This is a genomic window from Leptospira andrefontaineae (assembly GCF_004770105.1).
GTDB lineage: Bacteria > Spirochaetota > Leptospiria > Leptospirales > Leptospiraceae > Leptospira_B > Leptospira_B andrefontaineae.
In genome coordinates, this window is record NZ_RQEY01000019.1 from 338,719 (window position 1) to 365,548 (window position 26,830).

The following is a 26,830-nucleotide window of genomic DNA, read 5'->3' on the forward strand; positions in this document are numbered from 1 at the left end:
TTTTTTCCAAACTTAGAATGATTTTAGGGGGTTTGAGCAAGAAATTTCCAAAATGTCCTGGGGGTTTTCGAACAACTATTGATTTTTAGGGATCTTTTCGATTACCTAAGAGACGGGAAGAAGTCGCTGAGGCTACCAAACAAAAAAGGCCGGAAAATTCCGGCCTTTTAACATCTAAATATTAGGATTTTATTATTTACTTAGCCATTTCATCATGCTGCGTAATTTTTTACCTACATCTTCGATTGGATGTCCTGCGTTTTTCTCTCTCATCTTGTTGAACTCAGGATAACCAGCTTTGGTTTCTGCGATCCAAGCTTTTGCGAACTTGGAACCGTTTGCTTTTTGAATATCCGCAAGAACATCTTTCATACGAGCTTTAACACCGGCATCGATGATACGAGGTCCGGAAACATAGTCTCCGTACTCTGCAGTTCCGGAAATGGAATAACGCATACGAGCTAATCCACCTTCGTAGATCAGGTCAGTGATCAATTTAACTTCGTGTAAACATTCGAAGTAAGCGATCTCAGGATCGTATCCTGCTTCAGTAAGAGTTTCGAATCCTGCCATGATCAAGTTAGAAAGACCACCACAAAGAACTACTTGCTCTCCGAAAAGATCTGTTTCTGTCTCTTCTCTGAAAGAAGTTTCAAGGATTCCTGCTCTTCCTCCACCTACTCCGGCTGCGTGAGCAAGCGCTCTTTGTTTTGCTGTTCCAGTTGCGTCTTGGTTTACAGCGATCAAACAAGGAACTCCACCACCTTCTACATATACTCTACGTACCAAGTGTCCTGGTCCTTTTGGAGCAACCATATAAACGTCTACAGTTTTAGGAGGTTGGATGAATTCGAAATGAATATTGAATCCATGAGAGAAAACTAATGCATCTCCGTCTTTCAGGTTAGGCTCGATATCCGCTTTATAGATGTCGCCTTGGATCTCGTCCGGAGCAAGGATTTGGATAATGTCTGCTTTTTTAGCTGCTTCAGAAACGGAAAATACTTCGAAACCTGCTTCTTCAGCTTCTTTCTTGGATTTAGATCCTTCTTTCAGACCGATGATAACTTTCAGTCCGGAATCTTTCATGTTCTGAGCTTGTGCGTGACCTTGGCTTCCGTATCCGATTACGGCGATGGTCTTTCCTTTTAATACGGAAAGGTCCGTATCTTTATCATAGTATAAATTAGCCATTGTGGCACCTCGAGTTCCACCTTTGGAGTTCTAAAAAGGCGTCTTTTTTACAAAACATTGTGAAATGGCCGATTCCACAATCTAAATTTGTTTTAGTAGCCCTTCGATTTCAATAGTTCGTCCAGCTTTCGGACTCCAGGGCTTTCTCCATCTATAGACTCTGCTGCTTCCAAGATCGAACGTGCCTCATTAAAGCGACCTAATAATCTATAATTGTCCGTAAGGTTGATCAGGTTCGCAAGACGATGAGGTTGGGAGATACGGACCTTCTCCGCAGCTTGGCTAGACTTTGAGTATTCTTTTAAATGTTTATAACATACTGACAGTAAGAACCAGATATTAGGAGAATCTGAATCAAACTCTAAATATTTTTCAAACCAACGAGAAGAAGGATCATATTCCTTTCGATCATAATAAACTTGTCCCAATAATCTAGCGGCAGCTTTGAAAGAAGGGACAGAATGTAGTGCTTCTTCTAATAATACAACGGCTGTACCTATCTCTCTTTGCTGTAATAGAGCCTTGGCCTCGGTATATTTTCTGAGAATGGACTCAGGAATACTAGTTTTGGACTCGGTTATATTCGGAGAAAGTTTTTCGTGAAAACCGATACGGATCAAGGAAAGATCATCGGATAATGCACCCAAACTATGGATACGATCTATTAAATTATCCAGATCTCCTTTGGATTCCTCAACGGTTTTGAGAAACATATTTTCGTCTGAATTCATGATCCAATTCACACCATCTTCGGTTAAATTGATATCGTCCCTTCCATCCGAGCCTACATAAAGAATATCCCCTGGCATCAGATCGAATTCCAAAATTCTAAAACTCATCTCGGAAGGAGAACCTAGTTTACGTAAAGTTAATTCTCTTTCTAAAAAAGAAGCCTTTCCATCTCGGAGAAGTACTGCCCACGGATGTTCCGCATTAAAATAGTACATCTTTCCTGTCTTCTCATTGATCAGACCTAAAATGGCGGAAGCCATCATCACTCCGTCGAATGTTCTGAAAATATCATCCAACTCTCGATAAGATTCTCTTACCCAATCTTCCGGAGAAATGTTCAAAACCTTTCCTTGGCTCGCAGATCTTGCCATGATATTGTTCATAGCTGTTCCGAGTACGATGGCTCCTCCTGCTCCTTGCATGGATTTTCCCATCGCGTCCCCGTTTAAGAATACGGACCATCTTTCTTTTTCAGAACCGAATAGAAGATTTCCGCTGATACAAATATCTCCTCCGATCTCGGATTCTTTATTCTTAAAAACGAATTTTTTCTTTTGTTCAATATAGAAGTTAGTCGTAACCGAACTAGCCCTATTCCAGTTCGTCATTAAAGGTTTACTTAAAAGAGAAGTTAAAAAATAGTCCCCATCCTGCTGCACCTTAAGTGAATGGATCTCCTCCATTTTTTCGGTTACTTCTTTAGTGCGGGCGTCGACCTTCTCTTCCAAAGTGTCTGCGTACTCTTCTAACTTTGTTCTACCTTCTAAGATACTTCCCACCATCTTATTAAAAGATTCGGAAAGATAACCTATCTCATCTTGAACGAGTACTGGAATTCGTATCGTAAGATTTCCTAAATTTACTTCTCCTACTCCTCGGATCAAAGTGTTCAAAGGTCGCACCAAACTTCGATTGAAGAAGAATGGAAACAAAACTAAGATCACAAACACAAGAGAAAGAGTTAAAAATACCAACCAACTATTCGTCTCATCCAAAAACTTTCTATAATGTAGATAAGGAAATGCTACTAGAAGGGTTCTTTCTCCTACTTCATCTCTTAGATAATAAGAATAAAACAGATCATTTGGAGAAGGTACGTAATCTTCTGAACTGACCTTGGGAAGATTGGTAATTGGAGTTCTTTTTAGGAAATTCCCTGATTTCCGATTTTCTAAAATTTCTTTTTGAGCCAGATTTAAGTTCGGTTCTATGCCTGCAGATTTTATCAAAACCTTGGGTTTATTGGAAGAATCTCCTAAAGAAACTGCATATGCGATAGAAGAACCTTCTGATTTGCCAGTATTTAGAAATGTCTGGGCTTCCTTAATACTGATCTCATCAAACAAGGATTCATTTTTGAGATTTACTACTGTAGAAAAAGCCTGGGCAAAAACCAAACAAGTAGCCACGGTAATCCCGATAATCTTGGTCATAAAAGAAGTTTTATCTACTGTATTATTAATAAATAATATAGTCAGGGTAAAATATCCCAAGATCATAAAACCAACATACAATTGTTGGAACGCATTAAAAGTAATTACACCAGATCTAAACAAAAGATTTGAAACTACTGGGACTAAATAGGTGACATCCATTCCCAGGGACATCTGTACTAAGGCTTTTCTTTCTTCTTTTTCCGCTCTGATAATTTTTCGGACCTGGATAAGTATCATAACCAGAAGGAAAGCGAGTAAGGAAACCGCAAGGAGGTTGCCTACTTTTTGCTGGTAATTGTATATCTGTCCCGTAAAATCAAAGAGCGGCTTATTCGTAAATATTTGATAATATGAATATGAAATCGTAATTAAGGAGATCCCAAGTAGTGATCCGATGACATACTTTGCTTCTTTTGGATGATCGTTTCTGGGATATAAGTATGCGAATATACAAAGGAAGATCGTGCCGAATACAGCTGCCGGTCCAGTAACTAGCCTATGATACGCCGCCTCCGGAAACGGAAGAATCGCCGAGAAGAAAAATCCAAAGTTAATCAAAAATACGAAAAGAAAAAGATAAGAGAACGCGCTCGTATAATTCGCCTTCTTCTTTAACGCAGCTAAAAAAGCAAAAATGATAAAGGTAAAGATGGAACAGATGAGCGAAGAGATCGCCCATGAGTTAAAATAAACCATGGAGCGACTTTTCTAATCCCCAGTGTTTAGAATTCAAGATTTTTCCGTACAAACTAGTTCGGAAATTTTATCAGAAGGACAACTAACCTTTCGAAGCCAATGTTTGGGCTTCAGTTTCCAAAATTTTGATGGTTTCCGCTAACATTTCACTCTTTCTTAACAGAGAATCCATAGAACTTTGCAAAGAAGATACGGAAGTCATGATTGCATTCGCTCCAAGAGACTGTTCTTTTGAACCGGATTCAATATCAGAAGATAAATTTCTTAAAACTGAAAGGCTGTTCAAAAAACGATCGTTCACTGTTTTCTGTTCACTCAATAATTGATTCAGTTGTTTAAAACTATCCAAAAAGTTTGTGAACAAAGTATCTTGTTCCTTCACTTTTTCATTCGCAGTATGAGCGGACTTTTGCCCGTCTTGAACATACCTAGTACTTTCATTTATAATTTTAGAAATACGATCTGCGTTTTCTGAACTACTTTCTGCAAGTTTGGAAACTTCAGTTGCAACAACTGCGAATCCTCTTCCTGCGGCCCCGGCTCTTGCAGCTTCGATGGATGCATTTAAAGATAGAAGGTTGGTTCTATCTGCAACATCCGACATGATCTGATTCACTTCTCCCACGGAGCGGAAGGAACTTCCTAAAGATTCCAAAGAAGTTCTAAGACCATCTACGAATTCGCTTACTGCTTTTCCAGCATCCAAGACTATATCCATATTTCTGTTTAAGTCATTAGAATGCCCGGAGATCCGATCAATCAAAGTATTCAGATTTCTACTTTCTCCTAATAAACCTTCGATCTTTGAAAATTGGTCTTTTACTGTTTCCGCAGATTGTTCTGTCTGAGCCAAAAATTCTTCCATTGTAGAACTAATCTCTTCAAAAGAAGCTGCATGATTGCTTATTACTTCTGAAAAATCATCTGAGAAGTCTTTTAACTTTTTGGAATTCTCTCTTAGAGAAACGGCGGACTCGGTCATTCTGATTCTACCGTGTTCCAGATCCTCTTTTGACTTTTCGATAGCCTGGGACTTTTCTTCTTCCACGCTTTTTAACTGCAGAAAGATTCGGATCACCGCTACTACAATGAATGCGGTAGTCATTAAGAATAACATCTTGGTGATCTGTTCGGACATCGCGGCATAACCGGGAGTTATAGAAACGATGCTATCTTCTGTAAAAATAACTCCAGTATAAGCCGCATTCACTGTTACTAAACTCTGGCAAAGGATGGTTAAAAACCCAGTCAGATATACGAATCTAGGAGAAAGTAAAAGACCGGCATACACTATATAGATAACATTAATTGTGTAGAGAACGACTTGTTTGATTACGTTCGAAGCAAGCTTGGCATCTTCCGTAGTAGCACCAATCATTACCAAACAAAGAACGACGACATCAGCGACTATAAAAACCTTTCCTAAAAAGGGAGATACTCCACTCCCAAATCTATTTTTAAGGAATGAGTATGTGACATACATCACCATCACGGAAGTCCCTAGAATATAGAGAGAGTTTTGGAATAGGGTACTTCTTTTGTATCCCATAGCGATGGAAGCAAAGTAGAGTAAAGTGAGTCCGAATCTGATTCGATTGATCGTGATCGGACCCTGAGCGAGAATTTTTTCCGTTTCGGAACGTGCTACCATATTAGAAAAACCCGCCTTAGGAACATTTTTATTAACTAATATCCAAGACGGTAAAAGGGTGAATAAATCGATCCTTTTTCGGATTTTATTCGTGGAAAATTTATTGCAAAAGAAAGTTAACGTTTGGCTTTATTTAATAAGTCCCTAATATATCCGATCATTTGACTGATATAGATCAATGCTCTTTTCCGAGCAGCTCCGCTTCTTCTTCCAATACCCGGATTGTATCAGACAAAAGTTCGCTCTTTCTTAATAAAGAATCCATCGAACCCTGCAACTCGGATATCGCTCCCATAATCATAGAAGCTCCAGTGTTTTGCTCGTTTGAAGAAGTCTCTATCCCCGCAGAAAGTTTACGTAACTCGGAGAGACTAGCTAAAAATTGATCATTTATTTTGATCTGGTCTTCAAGAAGCCCATTCAATTCGTTGAATCTACCTAGGAACGTTGCAAATTGATCCTCTTGGTTCCTAACTTTCTCCGATGTTACCGAGGCCCTATTTCTTCCTTTATCTACATAATCATTAGATTCACCGATTATCTTAGAGATCCTAGCTGCATTTTGTCCGCTGCTCTCTGCAAGTTTAGAAACTTCCGTTGCAACCACTGCGAAACCTCTTCCCGCGACCCCAGCTCTTGCTGCCTCTATAGAAGCGTTTAGAGAAAGTAGATTGGTACGATCCGCAACATCAGCCATGATTACCGTAACTTCCCCCACAGAACGGAAAGATTCTCCGAGAGATTCCAATGATTCCGAAAGACCTGATACAAATTCGGTCACTTCTTTACCTGTATTTAAAACGGAATGAATACGGCCATTCAACTCGGAAGAATAACCTGAAATTTTATCGATCAAAGTTCTTAGATTTTGGCTTTCTTTAACAAGTAATTCTATCCTTCCGAATTGGTCCTTAACACTAGATGCAGCACTTTCAATCTGAGATAAAAATTCGGTTAAAGTACTTCCTATCTCATCAAAGGAAGCCGCATGATTATTGATCACATCGAAAAATTCATTTGAGAAGTTCCTTAAAGATCTGGATTTTTCTCTTAGAGAAACCGCGGCAGAATCCATTCTCTCCTTACTTTTTTTCAATTCGTTTCCAGATACGATGATAGTGTTTAATTTTTCCTCTTCTGCGTCCCGCATAAGCCCGAATATGTTGATCACACTTCTAACGATAAAAGATATCACGATCAGAAAAATTAATTTTAAGATCTGCTCGGAGGGAGAAGCAAATCCTGGAGAAAGTACTTCTAACGGTTCCTCAGAGAATACAACTCCATGGAGATAACAATTTAATACTACTACACCTTGTGCAACTGCCGATACAATCCCAGTAATAACTACAAATTTTGGCAACAGGAGCAATCCTGAATATACGATCAATATTACATTAATCGCATATAATATGATTTGCCTGATGATCCCGGAAGACATACTTTTATCCGTAGAGGCTGCGAAAAACATGACACTTGCAAGTATTATCACGTCCATAAGAACTGAAATCATCCCGAGCGATTTTGGGATCTTTCCATTTCGATAAGAAAAAAATAAATTCACCAAAGAGACGATCGCCATTGAGATCGTTCCACCTAGATATGCCATATTTTGTTCAAAGGAACTTTGTTCCCAAGAAGCACCTAAAGAGGCTAAAATTAAAAAAACTAATCCTATGCGAATCCGATTAATAGTTAAAGGGCCTAACGCGGCGATCTTTTCCATGGTTCGTTCGTCATTCATTGGAGCCCCCAATAATGTTTGGTTTTATCTAAAGAATACTCTAAATTCAAACCAAAGGCACATAGAATCGATCTTATTTTTTACAAAGTGAGCAAAAACTCACATTTTAATTCCATACTCAAGGATTATATCTTTAAAAATTGATATTAGTCAGGAGTCTAGATCTACTGGCGCCAATTTTTCCTTAGAACATCTCTGATCCTAAGTACTGCTTCATTTTCAGGCTCTATATGCAAAGCAGATTGGACCATATACATTGCTCTTTCATAATTTTTTAAAGCAATATACACTTGGGCTAGATTCATTAGATTTTTAAAATGATCTGGCTCTCTTAGCCTTAACCTCTCCCCAAAGTCCAATGCCTTTTTTAACTGACCTGCCTTTCTTGCTGCAAAGGAAGCGACATATAAAATTTCTTTATCAACTGGTTTGATATTCAGATAGTCTTCTGCGTAATGTGCTGCTTTGGAATAGTCTTTAAGTTTTAAGAATAATTTTACAAAATTTTTCTTCACTTCAGGGATGCGGCTGTCAAGATTCTCCGCCTCTTCCAGATAAGTGATGGCCTCTGCTACGTCTTTGTTTTGAGAAGTTTCCTTTGCTCTATTAAGTAATTCTTTTATTTTTTGTTTTTGTTCATCATGAAGTTTCTGGTCTGAATCGGCTTCTTTAAAAGAAAGTCTGATCAGAGAAAGATCGTCTGTAAGTGGACCTTTTCCGGTAATACAAGTGTAGATCCCGCCTAGATCACCTTTACCTTCTTCCACTATACGAAGGAAAAGTTTTTCATCATCATTAATGATCCTTCCCCCATCAGGATCAGTTCCGATCAAAATATCATCTCTACCGTCGGAGCCGGCAATGATCACATCCCCAGGTTCCAATTGGAAGGTTTTAATATAGATACGACCCTCCATACCGGTAGTTCCTAGTTTACGGAACATCAACTCATCTTCAATGAAACTTGCAATCCCATCTCTGTACAATACGGTCCAAGGGTGTTCTGCATTAATAAAATATAAAATACCAACTTCGTCATCAACGAGACCCATTACGGAGGAGACCAACATGGAACCGTCGAAACTTTCGAAAACCTTATGCAATTCGGTAAACGCATTCTTCAACCAACGTTCCGGAGACTGATTTTTCATATTATCAGCAAGCCTGGTCCTTTCTATAATGGATTCAAAAACGGATCCTAATACGAGTGCACCACCCGCACCTTGCATTGATTTTCCCATCGCATCCGCGTTCAAGAATACAGTATAAGACCTACCCATTAAGTCTATATGATTGGAAATGTTCAAGTCTCCACCGATCTCATCGTGATATCTTCTGAACGTGAATTTTTTCTTCTGCTCTAATAGAAAATCCACCTTTACGTTTTCATGAACTGCTTTATTCGCACCTAAAGGTTTGATCAAAAGAGAAGTTAAGAAGTAGTCTCCATCCTGTTGTTGTTTAAGCTCTTGTACTTCTCCCAAGGTTTGTTCCAATTCCTTGGTACGCTCTTTTACTTTTTCTTCTAGCTCATTAGCATATTGTTCCAATCTTTTTCGAGCAGCTTGGATGGACCTTGCCATTCTGTTGAATGATCTCGCTATAAATCCGATCTCATCTTCTACTCTCGGTTCGAGTCTATAATCCAAGTTTCCCGAATTTACTTCAGTTAAACCTACAACCACTTCGTCCATAGGTTTGATAAGAGCATTTTGGAAGAAAAATCTGAATCCTAGGCTGATCACCAGCACGATGGCGAGTAAACATACAACTAAGATCAATGCAGGTTCATGTATGAATGTTCTAAAAGATATGTAAGTGAAACCGACTTCGTAAACGTTTCCATTTGTAGGATGTACAACCAGGTATGAAACATAGTATTGTGGTTTCTCATCTCCTACTTTATAATATTTCGTTCCTCTATAGATCCGTTCTCCCATTTCTCTGATCGGAGTTAAGGGTAGAAGGACCGTTTTATCAAAATCTGACTCCGATATATCTGCTTTAAGATCAGCTTCCGCCTTTACTTTCACTTTCTCTAAAATTGCAGAAAGGCCGACTTCTTCTGATTTTAAAAGTTTATAAATTGCAGAAGCATCCGATTTGGAAGGTAAATGAGAATATTTACTTCGAACGACTTTTAGTCTTTTATTCAAATGCCTAAAAAACTCTCGTACATCTTCGTCAGAAACCTGATCAGTTCCTTTCGATTCTAAAAATTGTTTCACCCCTTCCCGATAAGCATAAAATTCTTTGGGAGAATTTTCTAGAATCGTTTCGGACCTTTCTAGTCTTGTATTGGCCGGGAGCCTTCCTAAATTTGTAAGATTTTTAGAAATATAAAAGAATTTAATCTCTAGCCTATCCTCAGAATCGAATCTTGGATCCTTAAAACCCTTTTCAGTTTGAAATCGATTTTCATTCGGATCGTAAGAAGTTAAATATGCGAATCCGTTCGGAGTTTCTCCCTGTAAAACAACCAATTTAGCTTCTTCTTTTTTTATCAGATCAAAAGAAGAATCATATCCGTTTAATATAGCAAATCCCACCAACTGGAATGCGAGAAGGAAGGTCGCCATACTCACTCCAACAATCCTACTTAAGATTGTGGTTCTTTCTTTGGTTGCGTTTACATAAACGATCAGAATTAAAAACAATCCAGCTACAAGAAGAATGTCTGCTGTTTGCTGATAGACTGCTCGAGATACAGTACCTTCTCTACTTAAGGCATTCGTAATTCCCGGTATAAGTGTGATCGTCAGATAAGCAAGAATGATATAAATTACGGACCTTCTCTCTCCTCCTTTTTCGACGATCGCTCTCCAAATCCCCGCAATCAAAAATATAAAATTATAAAGGAAAACTATAAGAGAGAAAATTTTATAGAATAAATGAGTTTCAAAATCCCAATAATGACTGCCCATTACGAAACTTCGAGTAGACTTTAAAGAAAGAAGAATATAAAAAATTGCTAATGTTATAACTCCTGCGTATAAGATCGCATACACAGTCAGTCCTAATTTTTCTCTTTTAGGTGTTGGGAAATAAAAGAAGAATATAAAAAGCTGGGTATAACCCACCATTGGGAATGGGATCACGATCCATCTATGAAAGATCGTCCAATCTTCTGGAGAACAAAACGCAACCAAATATCCAAAATGAAAAATGGTAGTGGATAAACTGGAAAGTCCTAGGTGAAATGCTGCCTTACTTCTGTCCTTAATGGTCAGAAAGAAAAAAGAAACGTACAAAGAAAATAAGGAAGCGAGTAAGGATCCGAAGAAGTAAAAGTTAAAATAAAAAGGGTCCATAAAAAGGGCAGCCTAAGAGATTGATCCGAAGGACCACTTCGTCAAGAAAAATGCGAAAAGAAGTCCGAACTCAAAAGACGAAAATTTTTTTACAAAACTAACACCGCGAATTCGAAGTTTTTACGACTAACTTTGTCCTCCCCAACAGATATATTTTATTTCCTGATACTCTTCTATCCCATATTTGGAACCTTCTCTACCCATGCCGGATTCTTTCACTCCTCCAAAAGGAACCTGTTCTGAGGATAAAATACCTTCATTTACGGAAACCATCCCAGCTTCTAAGGCTTCTGAAATTCTCCAGATCCTGGCGGGATCGTTCGTATATACGTAAGAAGCCAACCCTACGTCGCTCGCGTTTGCAATTTGTAATGCTTCTTCTTCCGTTTTGAAACTTTTGATAGGTGCGAGAGGGCCGAATGTTTCTTCTTGGAAACATAATGATTTTTCGGAGATTCCCGAGAGAACGCTCGGTTCGTAGAAATTCGCACCGAGTGAATGAGGTTTGCCGCCAATTAGCAGTTTTCCTCCTTTTTCGATTGCATCTTTTAGATGTGAATCTACTTTTTTGACCGCGTTAGAATGGATCAAGGGGCCAATATTGACCCCTTCTTCAAAACCGTTTCCTACTTTAAATCTGGAAACTTCTTCCGCTAAACCGTGAGCAAATTCTTCTGCGATTTTTTCCTCAACTAAGAATCGGTTTGTGCACACACAAGTCTGACCTGCATTACGAAATTTTGAAACAATTGCTCCGCGTATCGCTTCTTTTATATTTGTATCTGCGAATACAATAAAAGGAGCATTACCTCCCAACTCTAAAGAAATCCTTTTAACTTGGTTCGCCGATTTTTCTAAAAGTATTTTCCCTACTCTTGTGGAACCGGTAAAGCTGATCTTACGCACAATTTTGTTTTCTAAAAATTCATCTGCTATCGGTTCAGGCTGTCCAGTGACCACTTGGAAAACTCCGGACGGAATTCCCGCTTCCTCTGCAAGAACGGCTAACGCAATTGCAGAATAAGGAGTAAGTTCGGAAGGTTTAGAGATCACAACACATCCTGCTGCAAGTGCAGGCCCTATCTTTCGAGTGATCATGGAAGAAGGAAAATTCCAAGGAGTTAAAATCCCTGTAACACCTACAGGTTCTTTCCAAGCCATCAATCTAAGTTCTTTTCTGTGAGTAGGGATCAAATCTCCATATGCACGTTTTGCTTCTTCTGAAAACCATTCCAAATATGAAGCCGCATAATCAATCTCTCCCCTGGATTCAACCAAAGGTTTTCCTTGTTCCCAGGTCATAATTTTTGCTAAGTCTTCTTTATTTTGGATCATTAGATCCGCCCAATCCCTGAGAAATCTAGCTCTTTGTTTAGGAATTGTTTTTGCCCAATCTTTTTGGGACTTCGCCGCAAACTCCAAAGCCTTTCTTACTTCCTCTCTCGGAAGATCAGGCACTTCTCCTATCTTCTCACCCGTTGCTGGATCAAATACCGGTATAGTTTTCGAGACGGTCCTCCATTCTCCCGAATAAAAATTAGAATTTTTGAATAAAGAAGGTCGATTGAGTTGGATCATATTTTTGCCTGAAAGAAGCTCTTTCTCCAAAGATAGATCTTTGTTACATTACTGAAAACCGAATTTTCTATGAGCAATAAATACAAAATAGTTTGAGGATCGTATCTTCGTGGGACTCTCAGGATAAGAAAAAGTTCATAGCATTTAGGAAAATAAAGAATGTTATACATCAATTAAGTGATTAGTAAATAAATGATTACAAATGTATGTGTATTGAAGAAACTCCCCCAATTTTGAATAATGGTTTTATGGGAAGAATTTTAGGTATTTCCTCAATCCTCCTACTGATCCTCACTTTCCCTCTCGAATCAATTTTAGCTGTAACGATCCAAATGAATGCGGGTCGTATATTCAAAAAAGTTTCCATTCAAAAAGAATCGGAAACCGAGATAGAGGTGGTCGATCCGGACGGAGTCATATATAGAATCCGCAAGGATAAAATAAAACAAATCACGGAAGATACTCCGGATACTGTTCCGGAATTTGCCTCCGACGAAAGTATTCCTACGGGAGCGGTCAAAACACCTTCTCCCAAAGATTCACTTCCGGAACATTCAATTCTGCTTTCTCAATCTTTGTCTAATGATGGTGCCTTCCAAGGTTCAGATCTATTTGGAGAAAGACAGGCGAGAAGGAACGGAACTTCTTACAAAGATTTTTACGAGGCTTATTTCTTAACTACTAGCGTGGAAATATTAGGTTTGCCTAAACAATTTAAACTAGGGCTTACCATGATGAATCCGCTAGTGGATAGAAGTAACACTGACACGGATCTAAGATTACAATCTACACCGGGTGGTCCCGACCAAACTTATTTGCTAGATAAATCTATTGCGACCGGCGTTTTACAATTCGATCCGAATGAAGTAAAGACTAGGAAAGAAAAGAACGGGCTTTACGATTATCTATTCACAAGAGCGATGTACGATCATGAAACTAAGCTTGGAACATTCTCCGCTGGATTTTTATTCATAAACCAAAACGATCCTACTTATGTAATGAGAGGATATTGGGTGATCGGATGGAAGGCTCCTTTTTGGGAATGGCTTAATCCTCAGTTCTCGATTAATAATAAAATGTTAAACGATTACGGCGGAACTTTCCAAGGTACACATAACTATCGTCTGACGGTTTCTCACGAATTTTTTAAAGGGGAAACATTTAGGATCACTCCTAGTTTGGTTGTAGGTTACGCAGAAGTAAACGATAACACAGATCGAAAAAAAGGGATCAGTGATATAAGCCCAAGACTTCAATTCGATTATGGAAAATTTTTCTTTGCGGCGAATATGATGTATAGGGCGACACCTGCATTAGTAGATAATGCAACATATACACCGAATATTGGTGCCTATCCCGACAGCAATGCAAACGACGGGTTGACTATCGATCCGGCTAAAGCCTACGGATACAAGAATGAACTGATCATAAACTATATATCTTCCTTATCGGATGATCCTGCGGTAAAAAGGGCCTTAGTTGACCATTACCAGCAGCAACATATAGTACATGTGATCTTTTTCTATAATATCGGATACACGATCCGGATTTAAATTCTCTCTTTCTTCGGTTCTCCCAGAGCCGGAGAATATTTACTCCATAAAATATAAAAATTGTAAAGTGGCGGCAAGTTCCATTGCCAAAGCGACTCCTATATGTATCAAAATTCCTGCATATACTGATTTGGTTCTATATGAGATCATTCCCAGAATAAAACCTCCGAAAAAAGAACCTAATGCCTCGAATTGGGGTTTTGTAAAATGTAATAGACCATACATGAATGCCATAGCCAAAACAGCTGGTTTACTTCCTGCTCTGGAAGCTAAAGGAAAAACCATAAATCCTCTAAAGAAGGTTTCCAAAACTGCAAAGTCCGCTGCATAAGAAATTTCGAATAGAATGATCCATAAAGCAGGCGGATAGATCAAATAACCGTCGGACATTCTTCCTGCAAATCTAGGATATACGGAAAGAAACGAAAGAGAAAAGGATGCAATTGCGATTAAAGGAAGCATCAATCCTAATAAAAACAATACCTCACCGAACTTGGGGGACTTATCTAATCCTAAAAATCTGTCCGGAGAATTTTTGCGAAAAATGATCCAAGCCAAAGGTAACGCAACATAGGCAAGAATGGTTCCTACATAATTTATCGTAAGCATCGCAATTTCAACGGAAGAAGAGCCGGCCCAGTTGAATAACTCTGAATCCCTAATCCTTGCGGAACATACAATCGCAAGAACTATCACAAAACCTAAGATCAAAGGAATAGAAGGTTTAAATTCGTTTAATTTTCCATAAAATGCAAGAACGATCGGGTAGATCACCAAAGCGCCAGCAGCAAAAAATAAAAAGTAGAATAAACTTAAACCGATCTGATTATCTTTTAAAGCCTGGGTAAAAAGTGGAGCAAATCGGAAGGAATAGTTATAAGACCAAAAAATTAAGAATAGAAGAAACACTCCTCCAAAAGAAATCCAATCCCTTTTGGTTTGAAAAAAATCCTTTAAACTTTCTTTTAATAAGCCCAAAATCCTTCTCCGGATCGGTGATGCCCGATACGGAGAGAATTTTCTTAAGCGAAGTCTAGGTCTATCGTTTTCGGATCAGATTTTAGGAAACACCACAGATGTGATCCCAAATTGTTTTTCGAATTCGAAACTGGAGACAAACTTATTCTCTTTTGGAGGGATCATGGACATTGCTCTTTCAGTCATTGCAGTGATGGAAAGAGAAGGGTTCACTCCAAGGTTAACAGGTATCATAGAACTATCGCAGACTCTCAGATTTTTGTAACCATAAACTTTGTTTTCAAAATCGATCACACCTTCTTCTGGATTTGAACCCATCACACAACCACCCATTATGTGACCGGTAATTGGAGCATTCAGAAGAACATCATTTAAAGAACTCCGAGGAATTCCTCCTATCTTCTTAGCAACCTTTCTTGCAGTTTGATTTGCGATTGGAATATAAGAAGGTACTTTCTCTCCTGAACCGATAGCAGAGGTCATTGATTTTTCGAAAGGCCAAGACATTCTTCTTTTTCTAACTAACTTAACCTTATTATCCAAAGTTTGCATGACTAGAAGAATAAGTGAATTTTTAGCAAATCCGAAAGGCCAAGAAGCTTTTAAAAAATAAATAGGCTGAGTGAACATAGTGAAAAAATATTTAAGAGGCCTAGGAAAGAATCCCCCACCATCAGTAAGAACACTCGCAAGAGCTCCAAAAAAGTCTGAACCTTTAGAATAACGAACAGGTTCTATATGAGTATGTTCATCCGGATGAATGGAAGAAGTGATCGCGACTCCATTAGAAAAATCTACATTCTTTCCGAATTTTGTAACTCCTAGAACTGTTTCACTATTTGTACGAACATCATCTCCTAAACGAGCAGAAAGACGTTTCATATTTCCAACTTCTCTAGAGCGTAAAAGTAAACCTACAGTTCCCATCACAGCGGCGGAAAGTACGACAGACCTAGCTTTGAATTTTCTTTTAGGAGAACCGAACCAGCCGGTTGTGGACCTGCTAGAAAGTTGGTAACCGAATTCTCCACTCGCATTAGGATCTGGTTCTCCATTTTCATTTAAAGGAACTATATCAGTAACTTTTGTTTCAGGAAGAACATCAGCTCCTAATTTCTCCGCAAAAAATAGATAATTTTTATCTAATGTATTTTTAGAATTAAAACGACATCCCACCATACAACCTCCACAAAGATTGCATGTAGTTCTTTCCGGACCTTCGCCCAGGAAGTAAGGATCTTTTACCGTTTGCCCGGGTTTCTCTCCGAAAAATACTCCAACAGGAGTTGCAGAAAAAGTTTCACCTCTTCCCATTTCTTGCGCGATCTCTTTTAAAATAGAATCCGATTCATCCAAATGAGGATTCTGAACAACCCCCAACATTCTGGAAGCTACTTTATAGAAAGGAAGCATTCCGTCTTTACCACCGATCTTCTTATATGTAGGATGATTTAATGTTTTATCAGAAGGAACGTAAAGTGTGTTTGCATATACTAAAGAACCACCACCCACTCCAGCTCCACTGACTAGAAAAAAATCTTTCAGAAGATTGAGTCTTTGGATCCCATAAAAACCTAATCTAGGCATCCATAAATATTTGTGAACTGACCAATTCGTTTTAGGAAATTCTTTTGCAGTCCATCTTTTACCGGACTCGATTACCAAGACAGAATACCCTTTTTGGCTTAATCTCATAGCAGAAACACTTCCACCAAAACCTGAGCCGACTATGATATAATCGTAATCAAAATGAACATTTGTTTTCTCTTCTGTCTTCATAAGTCCGACCTAAACATATCGATTTATTTACTCAATCCATTTTCGGACTTGACTATGCGTTCGAAAAACTTCTACTACTAATTCGTTTTATCAACCTCATAAAAAAAATCGGAGAACTATATGCAAGAGTTACCGAAAGTCTGCGTTATCGGCGCTGGCTCTAGTGGAATCACTGTTTGTAAATCATTGCAGGACAAAGGAATCCCTTACGACTGTTACGAAAAAGGAAGCGATGTAGGAGGTAACTGGAGATATAAAAACGACAATGGTCTGAGTAATATTTACAAGTCATTACATATCAACACTCATAGAGATAGAATGGAATATAGAGATTATCCGATGCCGGATTGGTATGCGGATTATCCTAATCATGAACCTATCCAAAAATATTTTATGGATTACGTGGATCATTTCGGACTTCGTAAACATATTAAATTTAAGAATGGTGTCGCAAAAATAGAACCCCAAGACGACGGAACTTATTTGGTTACCAGTGAGAAGGGAGAAAAAATATTTTATGACGCAGTCATAGTGGCTAATGGGCATCATTGGTCTCCACGTTGGCCAGAACCCGACTTTCCCGGTAAATTTAATGGAAAGATAATACATTCTCACGACTATGTAGATCCTGAACATCCAATCCAATTGACCGGTAAAAGAGTTGTAGTACTCGGAATGGGAAACAGCGCTATGGATATTTCCGTGGAGTTAAGCCGGCCGGGAGTTGCAAAAAAAGTTTTCTTAAGTTCCAGAAGAGGAGCATGGGTAATCCCGAACTATCTTTTCGGAAAACCTTTAGATAAACAAACTGAACTACTCCCTCCTGGAACACCCTTTTGGTTAAAACAATTTCTTTTTGGGACAATGTTAAAGATCGGTGTCGGTAAAATGGAAGATTTCGGACTTCCTAAACCGGATCATAAACCTGGAGAAGCACATCCAACCATTTCCCAAGATATCCTAGTAAGACTCGGAAGAGGAGATATCAAATACAAACCTGTAATCCAAGAATATAATGGAAACAAGGTAAAGTTTGCTGATGGCTCCGAGGAAGAGATCGACGCGATCATCTATTGCACTGGATATAACGTTAAGTTTCCGTTTTTCAAACCTGAATTTATCTCAGCACCCGATAATCATCTTCCTTTGTTTCATAGGACTTTCAAACCGGATCTGAATAATTTATTCTTTGTAGGATTGTATCAACCACTTGGAGCGATCATGCCTCTTGCAGAGTTCCAAGGAAAATGGCTAGCAGAGTATCTTACTGGAAATTACAGCCTACCTACAGCTCCGGAAATGCAAAAGCAGATCCAAGATTACGAAAAGAAAATGAAGAAAAGATATGTGTCTTCTGCAAGACATACAATGCAGGTGGATTACGAAGACTTCTTATATTATATGCAGAAGGAACTAAAAGCAGGTAAAAAGAGAGCTTCTAAAAGTTTACAAACATTACCTGTTCCATCCAAAGCAAAGTATAAACATTCCGGAAAACAAAACTCTTCTAACGGAAAATCGGAACCAAGGAAAAAAAGTGCTCTGGCAAAAGTTTGAGGCCTTAGCGGCAAGAGTTTTACTTTCTCTTCCAAATCCGGTTCTCAGGGTTTTCGGAAAAGATATCAAAAGGGGAAGGACCTTAGATCAAAAGGTCCGGACCGCATTAGTTTTAGCTAAAATAAAGCCGAAGCCTGAAAATCTTCCTCCTCCTAAAGCGAGAGAACTTTTCAAAAACATAATGGGTCTTTTCGATCTGGAAAAAGAAGAAGTTCCCAGAGTCGAAAATTTTTCCATACCCGGAACCGGCCCGAGGATCAAGGTCAGATTATATTCTTCTAATATAACTAAAGAATTAGAACCTTGTTTGCTTTATTTTCATGGGGGCGGGTTCGTTATCGGAGATCTAGAATCCCATGATGCACCTCTAAGATATTTAGCTAAAATGTCAGGGCGTGCAATACTTGCAGTCGATTATAGATTGGGGCCTGAACATACTTATCCTTCTTCTTGGGAGGATGCATATTCTGCTTACAAATGGATAAGGGAACATGGAAAATCACTTGGAATTGATCCTAAAAGAATCGCGGTAGCCGGGGATTCCGCTGGAGGAAATTTAGCTATCTCCATTTCTACTCGTGCAAAAAAAGAAAAATTCACTCTTCCTCAATTCCAAATACTTATCTATCCTTGGATCGATTTAATCCAAGAAAGAAAAAGTGTAGAAGAATTTGCAAACGGATACGCTCTCACTCGTGATTTACTTCGTTATTTCAAATATCATAGTGTGCCAAATTCAAAAGATTGGAAAGACCCTAGAGTTACTCCCTTCCAACAAACGAACTTTTCTCATACACCTAAAACCTACCTGTTGATTGCAGGGTTTGACCCGTTGCAGGACGAAGGACTCGCATATGCGGACCTTCTTCAAAAAGCAAAAGTAAAACTTGAGATCAAAACATACGACACTTTGATCCATGGATTTTTCAATTTAGGAAGAAGTGTCCCTGAAGCTAAAAATGCTTTAGACCGAATCGCATTCTGGCTTAAAAACGGATTTGCGAATAAAAATTAAATTTTTATAATATTAAATTTAATTGGATTTGTATACCAGATTATGTTGTACATATTCCACAATACCGGATTTGGTTGAAACTGATCTAAGGCGTTCAATTCCAGGATCTGATTTATAAGTTACCTTGTAAGTATCTTCCGTAATTTCTTCTATACTTATTATGGCTGAATTTGGGACCAATTCGCGGATTCGTTCGGAACGAATACCCGATTTTAACTTAAAAATATATTCATTCGGAACGACTCGACCAGGCTTTACATACTTATTCTTTTCAGAACCTTCTTTTTTTGGAAAACCCTGGCCATTCACAAAAGTAAAAGCTGTCACTAAGGAAAATAGTACAACTAATACTTTGAGAAAAAATTTAAGGTACATCTACCGTTAGATCCTTAGGTGCCTCTAAATTGCGCATCGCTCCGTCTGCGTTCGCAGCCTTTCCGGATTTTGTATTGGACTGTAAATTGCTTACTGTAGTTCCACCTGCTAAAATCGCAGTAATCGTATCCTTGTAAGTAAACTTCGGATTATAAGATCTCAATAGGGCAGCCATTCCGGTTACATGCGGAGTTGCCATAGATGTCCCGTTGATCGTATTGTATTGATTAGTAGTTCCTACATCTAATGTAGTCACTCTAAATGCTGTAAAAGCAACCCCGGCACGATTCACAGTTTGATCTGCAATAAACTCAAGCCCTATGTAGCAATTCGTTGATCCTACACAATTAGGCGCTGGAATTTCTAAATTTGAAATTAGTTTTCCATTCGTTTCGCCGGAAAGAGTAGTAATAACATTCGAATTATAGTATAGAGAAGAATTTCCATTCGCGTAAATATTAATACCGTCATAACCTGCTTCCGTATCTAAATATAAACTCATTACAGCAGTTACTGCATCTGCATTCACACTGATCGGAAAAGCTACATCTGCTTGTGAATAGGAATACGCATAATAACCGGCACCAACTCCAGTGAATGCAAAATTACAGCTATTCGATAATAATAAAACTGGAAAACTAAAACAAGTAGTTGCAGTCCAATTGGTTCCGCTTCCGCCACTAGTAGACCAACTTGTAAATGGAAGATTGGAAGTAGCTTCTAAACCTGCCCATGAACTTCTGATATTTGTACCTGGAGCACCGATATCCACATTCTTTTTAGAAGTATCATAGTTTGAAAAGCTAGCTAATTGGAATTTCTGATCTAGGGCAGCTACACAAAGAATATTTGCGTCACCATATTCGCAAGGATACGAATTCTTAACGCTCAAATCATTGCTTTCATTTCCTGCTGCAACCACAAACAACGCATCGTATTTTTGGCCGGCGCTAGCCATCGCAGAGCGCATTGCAGAATCATAGCTTGGACCACCTAAGCTCAAATTTAAAACCTTCGCTCCGTTCTTCACTGCAAAATTGATTCCCTTAATAATGGTGGCAGTATCTCCGGAACCGGATTGGTCCAAAACTCGGACCGCCATAATCTTTGCAGTCCAACAAACTCCAACAGTACCTGTTCCGTCTGCTGCAGCTCCAATCGTGCCTGCAACATGAGTACCATGCCCATTCAAATCCATAGGATTTGAATCATTGCCTATATAATCCCAACCGTTTGTACAAGTCCCTAAAGACACTCCCTTGTCGGAAACACAAGAATTGGAGCTCCACATATTTGCGTTTAAATCTTGGTGATTATAATTCACCCCAGAATCAACAACCGCTACGATAGTATTAGAACAATTAGTCGTGATAGCCCAAGCGTTTTCCATTCTCATGTCGTCACCGCTGGTTCCCGGATTGTTTGCAGGACCACTACTAGGAGCATAAGTAGCAGTAGCAATCGTTTGGCCTGTATTGTTCAGTCCCCATAATTGAGAATAAAGTGTATCCGTAGGAGCAACATTCGCATGATAGATATAATTTGGCTGAACATATTCAATATCAGGATGAGAAGAATATTCCGAAATTGCTTCTTCTACAGATTGACCTTCCCTAAGTTCTACCTGAGAGATTCCACTATCGTCTAAGTTGTTTACAACTTTTCCTTGGAAAGTATCGACTGCATAAGATTTAACCGAATCTCCCGCTCTTTCTCTAAATTTTATGATTACTTGCGAGGATCTAAATGGTTTCTTCTCATTCTTTTTTGTATTATCCTTATTACTAATACCGGAAAGAGGTTTTAATAATTTAGAAAAGATTGGGATCGAATCATCTTCTTTCTCCGCAAACAAATAACCGATTGATGCGAAAAAGAAAACCGCTAAAGAAACTAATATTTTATTTTTCATGATAATTCCTTAATAACCCGGAGATGTTACCTTTGCCTGGATCGCTTTGGAAAATACCGAACCAGTTGGATTAAATTGGGAAAAGGACTTCACTCGAATATACCAAGTTCCCGAAGAACTTACTGTAATCGTTTTATAATTAGAAGTATAAGGGTCTCCTGCATACATCACATCCGGATCGCAGGTAGCCTCGGCTTCTGTACTAAAATCAGAACCTTTTTTATAACAAACTCTGTAAGCACCTGAGGCAATATGAACTGCATGTTCCTTAGAATGTGCCCAGGTTACGATAATATCCCTTCTTCCCCCGGCTCCGGAAACATCTAAAACGGAACTAGAGGGACTTCCTCCTTTACCATTGCTGGTACTTAAAGTAACAGTAGCAGACTTGGAGCCAAGACTTGTAGGGTTAAACTTGATCAAGAAGGTAGCAGAAGAATTCGGAGAAAGACTCGTGACAGAAGGTTGGGTTACAATAAATTCCCCCGGATCTGAACCGCTTGAAGCCACTGGAGTGCCTGAAAGATCTAAATTAGAATTTCCTAAATTACGAATCGTAATCGTTTTGCTGGAAGATATTACTCCGGGAAAAACACTTCCGAAAGAATAAGAAAATCCAGTGCCACTCGTAATATCTCTAGAGATATTATTATTATCCGAATACATTACTGAAATTTGCGGCGCACTTACGGAAGTTCCTACTCCGGCAAGACCAATGGTATAACTTGCAATATTCGGATCATTGCTATCGATTGATAGGGAAGCTGAAAATGTAGCGACGGAACCTGGGCTGAAAGAAATCGTAAACGTATAGGTTTTTTTGGAAGAAATCGTAACCGGAGAACCGGTTTGACTAAATAAAACTGCATTCGGTCCACTTAAGGAAATATTAGAAATTACTAAATCTTGATCTCCACTATTTTTAACTGTAATGGCCTTAGAAGAAGTCTCTCCAGAAGTAGCGTAAAAGTTCGTCTGTGCATTCGGAATAAAATTAAAACTGCCTTCGGAAACCTGGATAGAAGGAGCAGGTGCTTCGGTGCCAGATCCTTTTAAATAAAGAATATAAGTACCAATATTCGGATCGTCCGAATTAATAATCAGGTAGGCCGACTTTACACCGGCAGAGTTAGGTTGAAAACTGATCTGAAATGAGCTAGAATCTCCATCTGCCAGACTTGTGCTCGAAGGCTGTGAATCGATTACATATTGAGAAGCATGGACCCCACTTTTAGAGACCGCATCCGGATTACCGGTAAGAGTAACGGTAAAATTTCCATCATTCTCAACCTTCAAAGTATTCGCAGATGAAGAACTAATTAAAACGGAACCTAAGGAAAGTGTAGAACCAGAAGAATATCTATTGCCTGCCGAATCGGAGACATGCAAGCCCTTGATACCGGAAGAAGAAGAAATTGGAAATAATTTCATTCCGCCTCCACCTCCTCCACAATTCAATTGAGGAAGAATCCCCACCAAAACACATAAAATAAAACGATAAAAACCCGTAATCAATCTCGAATCCCTACTTTGTTGGAATTCCCACAAGAAATCCAATATAAGTTATGATATTATAAACAAATGGAGACTATGTTTCTCCCATTCTATTGCCAATTGTTTGGAAATGTACGTCCAGAAAAATACGATCTTAGGATCAGGAAGAATTGGCAGAATAATTCTAAAAATTAGTGAAAAAAGGGAACTTATAAGAGAAAAATCAGACTCTTTATGGTTCTTAATAAAAAAAGAGCCGCATAATGCGGCCCTTTTTCATTCGAGTAAAACGAATCTTACTTTTTGATCGGTTTATTCTTTCTTAGATTTTCTATATCAACCTCAGTAGGTTGGCTAGTCTTTCTAAAGTTTTCGAAACGTACTTTTTGCAAAGATTTAACAACAGTAGTTCCTATCTTCTTATCAGATTGAAACTTTTTTAAAAACGTTTCTACTTTTAACGGATCACTTGTATAAAATCCGTCGGTATAACCTTTCACAGCAAATTTACGCAAAGAAGGATGTAAATTATCTTGTTCTATTCTACTTTTTAAAAAATTAGCAGACTCATCTGTTTGATAATCTTTCAAAAGATAGATTGCCTTTTCTTTTACGTAAATTCTAACTCCAGATTCTTGCGAGATCGCGACCAAATACGGAACAGGATTACTCGAAATTCGATCTATACTCGCTTTCAAATCTACACTGCTTGAATGCCTGGTTAAAATTAAGGATTCCTTAATTTTAGAATATACATTGGTATCCAAGTTTTGTGCAGAGACTGGCAGCCCTAAGGCTACCAATCCGATCATGAATAATGATTTTAACTTCATCTCTTTTTCCTCTATTAATAAGCCAACGGGTTAAGCCGCAATAGCCAACCTTGTTCGCCTGTAAGTTGTGTCTGAGATGTAACTCCGTCCCCTGCCCAGAACATTAGATTTGATGCTCCGGAATTAGTGAAACCAGTACCGCTACACTCACTGATAGATACCATTCCATCTGTATTTGAATCATTCGACTTGCTACAGAATGGAGTGTCGGACATAGCATCCTTATTGTAAACTCCGAACGGCCAATTGGCTACCGAAGAAACAACGGAACTATCATATCCACCTCTTTCATTTGTGTGGAACAATCCAAGGAAATGCCCGGCTTCGTGAGCAATAGTATCTCCCATAAACGTTAGATCTCCTGCAGAAAGGGTTGATCCTGCTGTTCCAGAAGTTCTATGCGCCTCCAAGAATACGATCATACCGGCTTTCTTCGTTCCAGTCACGCCAGGAAGACCAGGAATTCCAGATGCAATACCTAATACTCCACCTACTTCACTTTCACTTGCAGTGATATAGATATTTAGACTGTCCGCCGCTTGCGCACTTCCAGGGTTAGAAACATAAAGTTTGGTGAGAGACCCAGATACAGTTCCAGTATCATCACTCAGATCAGATATATCCTGGAATTCAGCTGCACTGATAGAAGTTGCAGAGAATTGCAGATCTATCTTAACCGAATTCTGCCCATATATCGTAGTCATTCTGTCTACGGCTTCTTGAACTCCCGCAACTGTATAAGTTGGGTAAGTTCCTTGAACGAAGATCAAGTTTACTTTCATCTTCTTACGATATGTCCAAACTTTAGAAAGCCCGCTTGAACTTGTAGTTCCAGTAGTGGAAGTGAAGGATTGCTCTTCCAGTAGAGAAGGACTACAGCTACGGACTACTTTATAACTCGCGTTTGCAGTTGCAAAACTTGTAAACGAGTCCAGAGCAACTAACGCTGTTACACTAGTACTTGGTGAGAATGATAGAGAACCTGATCCGAATTCTTTATATAAGAATTCAGAAGTATTTCGACCATAAGGCCACATACCGCTTATCGCTGTTGTTCCAATTCCATCTCTACCATAAAAACCTGTGCTTTCTGCAGCAGTTGCATAGTAGTACGCATACATCAAACTACTAGATCCGGCACTTGCTTGATCAGCATAGAATAGAGCTGTCGGGAAGGCTGTTCCTGTAGTCAGTGAAATATTTGAACTTTCAAAAATACTTCCGAAAGTTGCGTCATTGGAGACTTTTGTTCCTGTACTAATATCGAAACAAGGAGCGCTTGGCTCGACTCCGTTCGCAGACAAATTGATCACATAACTACTTTCATCCGAATCATTATTTGCGATCGTTAAAGTTGCATTCTTCGTTCCTATTGAAGTAGGAGAGAATGTAACTGTGAAAGTAGATGTTCCACTTGCTGAAACAGTAGCAGAAGGTTGAGAAGCAACACTAAACAGAGAAGAATCAGTTCCTCCCACAACTACGCGTGGGCTACCGGTCAAATTCAAAGTTGCAGTTCCAGTGTTTTCTACCGTAAACGTAGTAGTTGAACTGGTTGTTCCAATTCTTGTATCAGAAATACCTGAATAAGTTCCAGAACTTGCGATACTTGTAGAAGCTTGCTTCAAATTAATTTCCGGAACAGGTGTTGGAGTTCCAGTACCTGTGATTGTAAAGTTATACGGATTCTCGTCTGAATCGTCATTCGCTATCGAAATAGAAGCAGTTTTTGCACCGGTAGAAGTTGGAACAAATCGAACCGAGAAGGTAGCATTTCCAGAGCTAGCTACACTTGTGCTGCTAGGTTGCACAGTAACTTCAAACTGATCTGAATTTGTTCCGGTGATGTCAACGATCGGAGTTCCGGACAAGCTTAAAGAGGCAGTTCCTAAGTTCTGGATCCTGAATTGGACTGCAGAACCGGCAACATTCTCTACTTGGCTTCCGAAGTCGAAAGATCCACTTCCATCAGCAATATTTACAGAACCGGTGACTCTCTGAACATTTATTTCAGGAACAGGTGTTGGAGTTGCGGTTCCGGAAAGACCGAAAGTATAATTTGGAGTTCCTGCATCATCACTTGGGATAGTAATCGTAGCAGTTTTAGTTCCGGTAGAAGTAGGGGCGAATGTAACTGAGAATGTTGTAGATCCAGAAGCTGCAACGGTGCTGCTTGTTCCGGTTACATCTAAGCTATACTGATTCGAATTTGCTCCAGTTAAAGTAATCGTACTTAAATTTAAAGTAGCATCCCCGATATTGTTAATCGTAAAAGATACTGCAGTTCCCGACGTATTCTCTTGAACACTTGTAAAAGTATGAACGCTAGATCCGCTGGTAAAAGTAGTAGATCCCCTTTTTACTTGGATATCAGGTGCAGGTGCAGGATTTGCAGTACCACTCAAATTCAAAATAAATGTAGGTGTATTCGGATCATTAGATGCTATTTGCAACTGAGCCGATTTAGTGCCGGTTGATCCAGATGGAGAAAAAGTTACAGTGAACTCAGTAGTTTCTCCAGGATCCAAAACATTATCAGTACCCGACTGATCCACAGTAAATTGTGCAGCTTCTGCTCCCGTTTTCGCAACGATAGGAGTGCTTGTTAGATTTAAAGCTAACTCACCGTTATTTTGGATCGTAAAAACTCGGGCAGTACTACTTTCCGTAATTTTTACACTTCCTAAATTTTCGGTAGAACTATCTGGGACCGAAGTTACTGTACCACTTCCTCTATAAACTCGAATGGTGGGATCTGGACTAGGAGTTTCTGCAGTTTCACCAGGCGGCAAAAGCAAAGGCCCCTTTCCTCCACCCTTCGGACAATTTACAAAGGAGAAAAGAATAACAAGAGTTAGGATACTCTTGAGAAAAAATGTCGTAGACCGTTTCATATCGGAACTTTTCGACCTCTCTGTTTCCAATTTTATTAAGCACCAAGCCCAAGATGGGATGGAAATGCCTTCATCCTACGTTAGCCAAAACTGTATAC

At 39.0% G+C, this 26,830-nt stretch carries 16 protein-coding genes; 3 read left to right on the top strand and 13 right to left on the bottom strand.

Translation table 11 applies throughout. The annotated features are described in order from the left end of the window. Nucleotides 1-192: 192 nt before the first annotated feature. The 6 genes from ilvC to EHO65_RS15675 form a co-directional block, all read right to left on the bottom strand. Nucleotides 193-1,194, bottom strand: coding sequence for a ketol-acid reductoisomerase (gene ilvC, locus EHO65_RS15650; protein ID WP_086447694.1), 1,002 nt, complete (start codon nucleotides 1,192-1,194; stop codon nucleotides 193-195). Between the two features lie 92 nt (nucleotides 1,195-1,286). Next, a complete protein-coding gene (locus tag EHO65_RS15655) occupies nucleotides 1,287-4,058 on the bottom strand; it encodes a SpoIIE family protein phosphatase (RefSeq protein ID WP_135775494.1) in 2,772 nt (923 codons plus the stop codon). An 82-nt stretch (nucleotides 4,059-4,140) separates the two neighbouring features. Next, complete coding sequence (locus EHO65_RS15660) at nucleotides 4,141-5,709, bottom strand: methyl-accepting chemotaxis protein (protein ID WP_135775495.1); 1,569 nt, start codon at nucleotides 5,707-5,709, stop codon at nucleotides 4,141-4,143. Nucleotides 5,710-5,884: 175 nt separating this feature from the next. Continuing rightward, nucleotides 5,885-7,453: a methyl-accepting chemotaxis protein gene (locus EHO65_RS15665; RefSeq protein WP_135775496.1), complete on the bottom strand. Its 1,569-nt coding sequence runs from the start codon at nucleotides 7,451-7,453 to the stop codon at nucleotides 5,885-5,887. A 164-nt stretch (nucleotides 7,454-7,617) separates the two neighbouring features. Then, the gene (locus EHO65_RS15670) at nucleotides 7,618-10,764 is read right to left on the bottom strand and encodes a SpoIIE family protein phosphatase (protein WP_135775497.1); all 3,147 of its coding nucleotides are present in this window, start codon (nucleotides 10,762-10,764) and stop codon (nucleotides 7,618-7,620) included. A 126-nt stretch (nucleotides 10,765-10,890) separates the two neighbouring features. Further along, nucleotides 10,891-12,342, bottom strand: a complete 1,452-nt coding sequence (locus EHO65_RS15675) for an NAD-dependent succinate-semialdehyde dehydrogenase (RefSeq protein ID WP_208744130.1) — start codon at nucleotides 12,340-12,342, stop codon at nucleotides 10,891-10,893. Between the two features lie 248 nt (nucleotides 12,343-12,590). Here EHO65_RS15675 and EHO65_RS15680 point away from each other — a divergent pair, with 248 nt between their 5' ends. Further along, nucleotides 12,591-13,895, top strand: coding sequence for a hypothetical protein (locus EHO65_RS15680; protein ID WP_135775499.1), 1,305 nt, complete (start codon nucleotides 12,591-12,593; stop codon nucleotides 13,893-13,895). A gap of 39 nt (nucleotides 13,896-13,934) precedes the next feature. On the opposite strand, the gene EHO65_RS15685 is transcribed toward EHO65_RS15680, so the two are convergent. After that, a complete protein-coding gene (locus tag EHO65_RS15685; RefSeq protein WP_135775500.1) occupies nucleotides 13,935-14,873 on the bottom strand; it encodes a CPBP family intramembrane glutamic endopeptidase in 939 nt (312 codons plus the stop codon). Between the two features lie 75 nt (nucleotides 14,874-14,948). Continuing rightward, nucleotides 14,949-16,652: a GMC family oxidoreductase gene (locus tag EHO65_RS15690; protein WP_135775501.1), complete on the bottom strand. Its 1,704-nt coding sequence runs from the start codon at nucleotides 16,650-16,652 to the stop codon at nucleotides 14,949-14,951. Between the two features lie 120 nt (nucleotides 16,653-16,772). Between EHO65_RS15690 and EHO65_RS15695 the strand changes: the two genes are divergently transcribed. Both EHO65_RS15695 and EHO65_RS15700 read left to right on the top strand, forming a co-directional pair. After that, entirely contained in the window at nucleotides 16,773-18,209 is a 1,437-nt protein-coding gene (locus EHO65_RS15695; protein WP_135775502.1) for a flavin-containing monooxygenase, read from the top strand. Then, nucleotides 18,190-19,224, top strand: a complete 1,035-nt coding sequence (locus EHO65_RS15700; RefSeq protein ID WP_135775503.1) for an alpha/beta hydrolase — start codon at nucleotides 18,190-18,192, stop codon at nucleotides 19,222-19,224. Before EHO65_RS15695 ends, EHO65_RS15700 begins: the two co-directional genes overlap by 20 nt. Before the next feature lie 18 nt (nucleotides 19,225-19,242). Here EHO65_RS15700 and EHO65_RS15705 read toward each other — a convergent pair whose 3' ends face one another. The 5 genes from EHO65_RS15705 to EHO65_RS15725 all read right to left on the bottom strand — a co-directional run bounded on the left by EHO65_RS15705 (nucleotide 19,243) and on the right by EHO65_RS15725 (nucleotide 26,732). Further along, entirely contained in the window at nucleotides 19,243-19,599 is a 357-nt protein-coding gene (locus EHO65_RS15705) for a hypothetical protein (protein ID WP_135775504.1), read from the bottom strand. Next, complete coding sequence (locus tag EHO65_RS15710; protein WP_135775505.1) at nucleotides 19,589-21,511, bottom strand: S8 family serine peptidase; 1,923 nt, start codon at nucleotides 21,509-21,511, stop codon at nucleotides 19,589-19,591. Before EHO65_RS15710 ends, EHO65_RS15705 begins: the two co-directional genes overlap by 11 nt. A 9-nt stretch (nucleotides 21,512-21,520) precedes the next feature. Continuing rightward, nucleotides 21,521-22,942, bottom strand: coding sequence for a choice-of-anchor D domain-containing protein (locus tag EHO65_RS15715; protein ID WP_244243550.1), 1,422 nt, complete (start codon nucleotides 22,940-22,942; stop codon nucleotides 21,521-21,523). Between the two features lie 359 nt (nucleotides 22,943-23,301). Further along, nucleotides 23,302-23,838 carry a hypothetical protein gene (locus tag EHO65_RS15720; RefSeq protein WP_135775507.1) on the bottom strand — a complete coding sequence of 179 codons (537 nt, stop codon included), beginning with the start codon at nucleotides 23,836-23,838 and terminating at the stop codon, nucleotides 23,302-23,304. Nucleotides 23,839-23,852: 14 nt separating this feature from the next. After that, nucleotides 23,853-26,732, bottom strand: coding sequence for a choice-of-anchor D domain-containing protein (locus tag EHO65_RS15725; RefSeq protein ID WP_135775508.1), 2,880 nt, complete (start codon nucleotides 26,730-26,732; stop codon nucleotides 23,853-23,855). Nucleotides 26,733-26,830 lie beyond the last annotated feature (98 nt).

Excerpts from the sequence above, each read along its gene's own strand:
- ilvC (WP_086447694.1), bottom strand. The coding sequence starts at position 1,194 with ATGGCTAATTTATACTATGATAAAGATACGGACCTTTCCGTATTAAAA.
- EHO65_RS15655 (WP_135775494.1), bottom strand. The coding sequence starts at position 4,058 with ATGGTTTATTTTAACTCATGGGCGATCTCTTCGCTCATCTGTTCCATC.
- EHO65_RS15660 (WP_135775495.1), bottom strand. The coding sequence starts at position 5,709 with ATGGTAGCACGTTCCGAAACGGAAAAAATTCTCGCTCAGGGTCCGATC.
- EHO65_RS15665 (WP_135775496.1), bottom strand. The coding sequence starts at position 7,453 with ATGAATGACGAACGAACCATGGAAAAGATCGCCGCGTTAGGCCCTTTA.
- EHO65_RS15670 (WP_135775497.1), bottom strand. The coding sequence starts at position 10,764 with ATGGACCCTTTTTATTTTAACTTTTACTTCTTCGGATCCTTACTCGCT.
- EHO65_RS15675 (WP_208744130.1), bottom strand. The coding sequence starts at position 12,342 with ATGATCCAACTCAATCGACCTTCTTTATTCAAAAATTCTAATTTTTAT.
- EHO65_RS15680 (WP_135775499.1), top strand. The coding sequence starts at position 12,591 with ATGGGAAGAATTTTAGGTATTTCCTCAATCCTCCTACTGATCCTCACT.
- EHO65_RS15690 (WP_135775501.1), bottom strand. The coding sequence starts at position 16,652 with ATGAAGACAGAAGAGAAAACAAATGTTCATTTTGATTACGATTATATC.
- EHO65_RS15695 (WP_135775502.1), top strand. The coding sequence starts at position 16,773 with ATGCAAGAGTTACCGAAAGTCTGCGTTATCGGCGCTGGCTCTAGTGGA.
- EHO65_RS15705 (WP_135775504.1), bottom strand. The coding sequence starts at position 19,599 with ATGTACCTTAAATTTTTTCTCAAAGTATTAGTTGTACTATTTTCCTTA.
- EHO65_RS15710 (WP_135775505.1), bottom strand. The coding sequence starts at position 21,511 with ATGAAAAATAAAATATTAGTTTCTTTAGCGGTTTTCTTTTTCGCATCA.
- EHO65_RS15715 (WP_244243550.1), bottom strand. The coding sequence starts at position 22,942 with ATGAAATTATTTCCAATTTCTTCTTCTTCCGGTATCAAGGGCTTGCAT.
- EHO65_RS15720 (WP_135775507.1), bottom strand. The coding sequence starts at position 23,838 with ATGAAGTTAAAATCATTATTCATGATCGGATTGGTAGCCTTAGGGCTG.
- EHO65_RS15725 (WP_135775508.1), bottom strand. The coding sequence starts at position 26,732 with ATGAAACGGTCTACGACATTTTTTCTCAAGAGTATCCTAACTCTTGTT.